Source organism: Mycobacterium sp., assembly GCF_052144515.1.
GTDB lineage: Bacteria > Actinomycetota > Actinomycetes > Mycobacteriales > Mycobacteriaceae > Mycobacterium.
Genome location: NZ_JBKQQD010000225.1, coordinates 1 through 6,063 on the forward strand (window position 1 = coordinate 1; position 6,063 = coordinate 6,063).

Consider the following 6,063-nt stretch of genomic DNA (forward strand, 5'->3'; position numbering starts at 1 on the left):
CTGAACTTCAACCGCGCCGGCCACAAGGCCAACGTGCCGCTCACCAACGCCCTCGACGACGGCCTGGGGCCCGATCGGCGCACCGAGTCCGCGGGCTTGTGGCGCAATCCGGCCGGCGCCGGCACCGCCAAAGCGCCGGGCCTGCTTCGCATGCTAAGGGTCTACCGCGACTACGCCCACGACTCCAACATCAGCTACGGCGAATTCGGCAGCGCCAACCAGCTGGACATCTGGCGGCGTTCCGACCTCGATCCAACCGGCAAGGCCCCGGTGCTCTTCCAGATCCCCGGCGGCGCGTGGACGACGGGAAACAAACGCGGACAGGCACACCCGTTGATGAGCCACCTCGCCGAGCTCGGCTGGATCTGCGTCGCGGTCAACTACCGGCACAGCCCGCGCAACACCTGGCCCGCCCACATCGTCGACGTCAAGCGCGCCCTCGCCTGGGTCAAACAACATGTCGCCGACTACGGCGGTGACCCAAACTTCATTGCCATCACCGGCGGTTCGGCCGGCGGCCACCTGTCATCGCTGGCGGCGCTGACACCCAACGACCCGCAATTCCAGCCGGGCTTCGAAGACGCCGACACCCGGGTGCAGGTGGCGGTGCCGTTCTACGGAGTCTACGACTTCACGCGTTTCAATGACGCGATGCATCCGATGATGCCGGCGCTGCTGGTGAAATCAGTGATGAAACAACGACCGTCGACGAACCTGGAGTTATACCGCACCGCGTCACCGGTCAACCACGTCTCCGCGGACGCTCCCCCGTTCTTCGTGCTGCATGGCCGCAATGACTCGCTAGTTCCCGTCGAGCAGGCGCGCGCGTTCGTCGCTGCGCTGACGGAAGTCAGCAAGCAGCCCGTCGCCTACGCCGAATTGCCGTTCACCCAGCACGCTTTCGACATCTTCGGGTCGGCGCGCGCGGCGCACACCGCGGTCGCCGTCGAGCAATTCCTGGCGCAGGTTTACGCCGACGCCAAGCTATGACTTCGGCCGCACGCCGGCGGCGCGATACACAAATTCCGGAGTCACGCGGAACCGCAGCGAGGTGGCGGGCAGCTGCTGCAGCGCGTCGGCGGGAATCGTCTTCTTGTAGTTCAGCTTCATCGATCCGCTGAAGGAAGGGTCCACCCCGTGCAGGTCGATGTCGATCTGCAGGCCTTTGTCGCTGATGGTCGCCCGCGCCGGCCCCTTACTGGTGTCCCAGGGGCAGTCGATGGACCGCAGCTTGGCGTCGCCCCATGTGGGGAAGGTGGCGACGACCCGTGCCGTGCTGAAGCCGAACCCGCCCGTGTAGCGCGCGATGCCCGTGGCCGACCGGACCCCCGGGACGTGCCCGCTGAAGCGTCGGCTCACGCCGACCTTGCCGGCGGCGAAGATGACCCCCTCGGCTTCAAGTTCGTCACGCAGGTCGGGGGGCAGGTTGCCCATTTCGGACCAGTTGCGGAAGAAGCCGAACACGCCAAAGAACGTAACCGAGTCGTCGAGCGCGTGCACGCAGGTTTACTGAACCGTCACCATGGCCGTGTACGCGCACGTCGGTTTGGGGTCCTTGCCGACGATGCTGGCATAGGACGTCGTGATCGTCGTCGTCCCCGGTTTCAGCGCGCTGAACGTCCACATTTCGGTGCCGGGCGCGCCCAGCGCGTCGGAGGTCGGCTGCACGAATTCGTGGCTGTTCTGCTTGAGGACCGACGGATCGCCGATCTGGGTCTCGGGCTTCCACCGGTATGGCGTCGAGTAGTTCGAGCCCAACTTCACGTCGAGCGTGTTGCCGACGGCCAGGGTGATGTTTTGCGTGATGGCGCTCTGCCGGAGCACGTCGTCCATGGGGACCTGGAGAATTTTGGTCGACGGCGGGTTCCGGGATGCGAAGTGGCAGCCCGCCACCAATGACGATGCGAGCACGACGACTGCCACCAGCAGCCTGATCTTCACGCGACCCCCCCTTCGCTCCGCACCGAACCTAATCTTCCAGGCCGGCCTCCGCACGCGCGCCTCCGCGTTTGCTGATATCGCCTGCGCTATCGCTTTTGTGACGCCTGTGGCAACTGCCCAAGCCGTCGCCGGCGAGACCCCAGCCGCACAAGTGTGAGCGGGTTCGGCAGGATTGGGGTGGTGTTTGGCCTCGTCCTCATCGTCGCGCTCGTGTCCACCGTCATCGTGGGGACCGTCATCGGTCGGCGCTACCGCGTCGGGCCCCCGCTGCTGCTCATCCTGCTCGGCGCGCTCCTGGGTTTGATCCCGCAGTTCGGCCATGTCCACATCAACGGCGAGATCGTGCTGCTGCTGTTCCTGCCGGCGATCCTGTACTGGGAGGGCCTGAACACCAGCATTCGCGAGATCCGGGCGAACCTGCGCATCATCATCTTCCTCAGCGTCGCCCTGGTGATCGCCACCGCGGTGGCGGTGTCGTGGACGGCGCGAGCCTTGGGCATGGAATCGCACGCGGCGGCGGTCCTGGGCGCCGTGCTCTCCCCCACCGACGCCGCCGCCGTGGCCGGCCTCGCGAAACGGCTGCCGCGCCGGTCGGTAACCGTGCTGCGCGCCGAGAGCCTCATCAACGACGGCACCGCACTCGTGCTGTACGCCGTCACTGTCCACGTCGCGATCGGCGGGGCCGCGATCACCCGGGCCGATCTCGTTGGCCGGTTCGTCTCCTCCTACCTGGGCGGAATCGCCGCGGGGCTGCTGGTCGGCGGGGCGGTGATACTGGTGCGCAAACGAATCGACGCGCCCCAGGAGGAAGGTGCGTTGAGCCTGCTGACGCCGTTTGCGGCGTTCCTGCTGGCCGAAATAATCGACTGCAGCGGTGTGGTCGCCGTCCTGGTGGCGGCCTTGGTCCTCGCCTACGCCGGGCCCGTGGTGATCCGCGCCCGTTCCCGCATGCAGTCCTACGCATTCTGGGACATGGCGACATTCCTGATCAACGGCTCGCTGTGGGTGTTCGTCGGAGTCCAGATCCCGAATGCGGTGCACGGCATATCGGCCGTCGACGGCGGATTGCGCCATGCAGCATTCATCGCCCTGGCCGTCACAGGCGTCGTGATCGTGTCCCGATTCTTCTGGGGCGAACTGACCACCGCGTTGCTGCGCCTCCTGGACCGCCGCGAGGCGCAGCGCGCCCGTCGGGTCACCTGGCGGATGCGTTTCGTCACCGCCTGGGCGGGATTCCGCGGCGCGGTCTCCCTTGCCGCGGCGCTGGCCGTCCCGACCACCACGCTCAGCGGCGCGCCCTTCCCCGACCGCAGCCTGCTCATCTTCATCGTGGTCGTCGTCATCCTCGTGACCGTGCTGGTCCAGGGGACCACGCTGCCCGCCGTCGTTCGCTGGGCGCGCATTCCCGACGACGTCACCTACGCCGAGGAAGTGCAGCTCGCCCGCAATCGGGGCGCGCAAGCCGCACTCGCCGCCCTGCCGCTGGTCGCCGACGAGGTCGGCATCAGTGACGATCTGCTGCAGCGCCTGCAGAAGGAATACGAAGAAAAGTCAGCGCTGGTCCTGGCCACCGAAGACGGTTCGACGAACGCCAAGCTGGCCGACCGCAGGGACCGGGTGCGGCGGATACGTCTTGGCATGCTCGAACACAAACGCCGCGAAATCACCGCGCTGCGAAACCAAAACCTCATCGACGACATCGTGCTGCGCGAGTTGCAGAGCGAGATGGACCTCGAGGAGGTCCAGCTCCTCGACCTCGCCGACGGCGAGTAAGCATTCATCGAGTGTTCAAGCCGGTGTCGATCCGACATTGTTAGCTGCACACACGCGCCGCGTGTCCTCACGGTATGCGTGTCGTGCAGGTCGCCAACTTCTACGGCCCGCGTTCCGGCGGCCTCCGCACGGCGGTGGACCGGCTGGGCGCGGAATACTGCGCCCACGGGCACGAGGTGTTCTTGCTGGTGCCCGGTCAGCGCGCCGGGCGCACTCGCCTGCGCACCGGCGTGGTGCGAATCACGTTGCCCGCCCCATTGATTCCCTGCACCGGCGGCTACCGCGCGGTGCTGCCCGGCCCCGTCAAGGCGCTGCTGGAAGCGTTGCGGCCCGACGCCTTGGAGGTTTCCGATCGGCTGACACTGCGGTCGCTGGGGCGATGGGGCCGCGAGCACGGCGCCACGACGGTGATGATCTCCCATGAGCGCCTGGATCGCCTTGTGGGGCAGGTACTTCCACGCCGGCCCGCACGCAGGTTCGCCGACATCGCCAACGCGCGCACCGCGGCAGACTACGACACCGTGGTGTGCACCACCGCATTCGCGCGCGAGGAGTTCGACCGCATCGGCGCGACGAACACCGTCACCGTCCCCTTGGGTGTGGACCTGCAGACGTTTCACCCGCGCCGGCATTCGTATCTGGTGCGGCGGCGCTGGGCCGCACCGACCCAGCTGCTGCTGGTCCATTGCGGCCGGCTGTCAGTCGAAAAGCGCGTCGACCGCAGCATCGACGCACTCGGCGCGCTCTACCATGCCGGTGTCGACGCCCGGCTCGTCGTCGTGGGCGAGGGCCCCTTGCGCGCCAGGCTGGAGCGCCAGTCCGCCCGGCTGCCAATCGACTTCACAGGTTTCATCAACGACCGGCGCACCGTCGCCGGACTGCTCGCCTCGGCCGACGCCACGCTGGCGCCCGGCCCGCATGAGACGTTCGGCCTCGCCGCGCTGGAATCACTGGCCTGTGGAACGCCGGCCGTGGTATCGCGCACCTCGGCCTTGACCGAGATCATCACCGCGGACAGCGGCGCGTTGGCCGACAACGACCCGGCCGCCATCGCGCACGCCGTCGGCGCCCTCGTCAGTCGACCGGAATACCACCGCCGCAGGTCTGCCAGGCTGCGCGCTGAGGACTTCACCTGGCACCGGGCGGCGGCCGGCATGCTGGCGTCGTTGGGTGCGCCGGTCCTGACCGAAGTGGACAATCAGCCCGGCGAGTCCGCGCGCACCGCGTAGTTTCGGGGTAGCTCTGCCACCATCACCTCGACCTGTGCGCGCGACAGTGTGGTGATGCTGCCGTCGGGCAGCCCCAGGATGCGGTCGACGGCGATCCCGTGAAGCCTGAATCTTGTTGCCAGAGAGTCTATTTTCCGCTCCCGGACGGACTCATCGGGCGCCCGTAACACCTCGACGATGTTGGAGTTCGTCCGTGCGGCAAGGCCATAGATCATGTCGGCGACACCCTCGGCGTCGAACGTGTCGAAGACGCCCTCTGCCACCCCATCCGCGATCAGCCGCGTCAGCAGCGGCCGGAAAAGCGCTTCCTCGGCGGCGAGGATTCGTCCGTATAGGTGGGCATTGTCCGGGCGCAGCAGCGACACCATCGCGGCGAGCTGCTCCGGTGCCCCCATCGTCAGCTTTATGTCAAAACCCGCCACTAACAACGCATTGAGCCGAGCCAGCGCGTCACCGTCGCATCCATCGACGGCATGCTCGACAGCCGCAAAGGCTTCGCGCGCGCTCCGCTCAGCCAGGGTCGCTATCAGCGCGTCCTTCGACGGAAACCAGTGGTAGAAGGCGCCGTTGGAGACCCCGGCGTCGGCGATCAGGTCGTTGAGGCTCACATTGTCATATCCATGGCGCAAAAACAGCGCCGCCGCCCGGTCCAGCAGCTCCGCTCTGCGTGTGTCCGGATGCTTAACTACCCGCGGCACGCGGGCGATCCTGCGATGCGCCGGATTCCGGCTTCCAGCCGACGTAGGTGAGGTACAGCCCGGCCGAGGCCAGGCAGGCGAAAAGCACCCAGATCGCCGCAGAGGCGCCCGAGCTGTAGACGGCGTTGCCGGCGGCGTCGTAGGCCTGGGGAACGGTCAGCAGCAGCAGCCCGCGTAGCGCGAGGAACCAGCCCACGGCCGAGACGATGATCGCCGCGGGCTTACGCCAGTACTGGTGAAACGCGATGATGACCAGGCCCCCCATCAAGAGGATGGCGCCGTATAGCCACGGCCACATGGGGTTGGCCTTGAACTCGGTGAACAGCGTCTGCATGTACGAGCCGCGCACCGCCACCGTGGTCGGCACGATCGTGAAGAACGGGCCCAACACCCGGGCGAACATGCGGGTGCGGATCTGGGAT

The 6,063-nt window shown here is 67.2% G+C and carries 7 protein-coding genes; 3 read left to right on the forward strand and 4 right to left on the reverse strand.

Annotated elements, in window-relative coordinates; all coding sequences use genetic code 11:
* On the forward strand, window positions 1-990 hold a 990-nt coding region (locus ACLP9N_RS15800; protein WP_442408306.1), incomplete at its 5' end, for an alpha/beta hydrolase fold domain-containing protein.
* Here ACLP9N_RS15800 and ACLP9N_RS15805 read toward each other — a convergent pair.
* Complete coding sequence (locus tag ACLP9N_RS15805; RefSeq protein WP_442408307.1) at window positions 985-1,500, reverse strand: hypothetical protein; 516 nt, start codon at window positions 1,498-1,500, stop codon at window positions 985-987. The two genes, ACLP9N_RS15800 and ACLP9N_RS15805, sit on opposite strands and share 6 nt — an antisense overlap.
* A 6-nt stretch (window positions 1,501-1,506) precedes the next feature.
* The gene (locus tag ACLP9N_RS15810; RefSeq protein ID WP_442408308.1) at window positions 1,507-1,941 is read right to left on the reverse strand and encodes a protease inhibitor I42 family protein; all 435 of its coding nucleotides are present in this window, start codon (window positions 1,939-1,941) and stop codon (window positions 1,507-1,509) included.
* Window positions 1,942-2,121: 180 nt separating this feature from the next.
* On the opposite strand from ACLP9N_RS15810, the gene ACLP9N_RS15815 reads away from it, so the two are divergent.
* Complete coding sequence (locus ACLP9N_RS15815; RefSeq protein ID WP_442408309.1) at window positions 2,122-3,714, forward strand: Na+/H+ antiporter; 1,593 nt, start codon at window positions 2,122-2,124, stop codon at window positions 3,712-3,714.
* A gap of 74 nt (window positions 3,715-3,788) precedes the next feature.
* Window positions 3,789-4,943, forward strand: coding sequence for a glycosyltransferase (locus ACLP9N_RS15820; protein ID WP_442408310.1), 1,155 nt, complete (start codon window positions 3,789-3,791; stop codon window positions 4,941-4,943).
* Here ACLP9N_RS15820 and ACLP9N_RS15825 read toward each other — a convergent pair.
* On the reverse strand, window positions 4,913-5,641 hold the full coding sequence (locus tag ACLP9N_RS15825; RefSeq protein WP_442408311.1) for a TetR/AcrR family transcriptional regulator: 729 nt from the start codon (window positions 5,639-5,641) through the stop codon (window positions 4,913-4,915). The genes ACLP9N_RS15820 and ACLP9N_RS15825 overlap by 31 nt on opposite strands.
* On the reverse strand, window positions 5,625-6,063 hold a 439-nt coding region (locus tag ACLP9N_RS15830; protein ID WP_442408312.1), incomplete at its 5' end, for a hypothetical protein. The genes ACLP9N_RS15825 and ACLP9N_RS15830, both read right to left, overlap by 17 nt.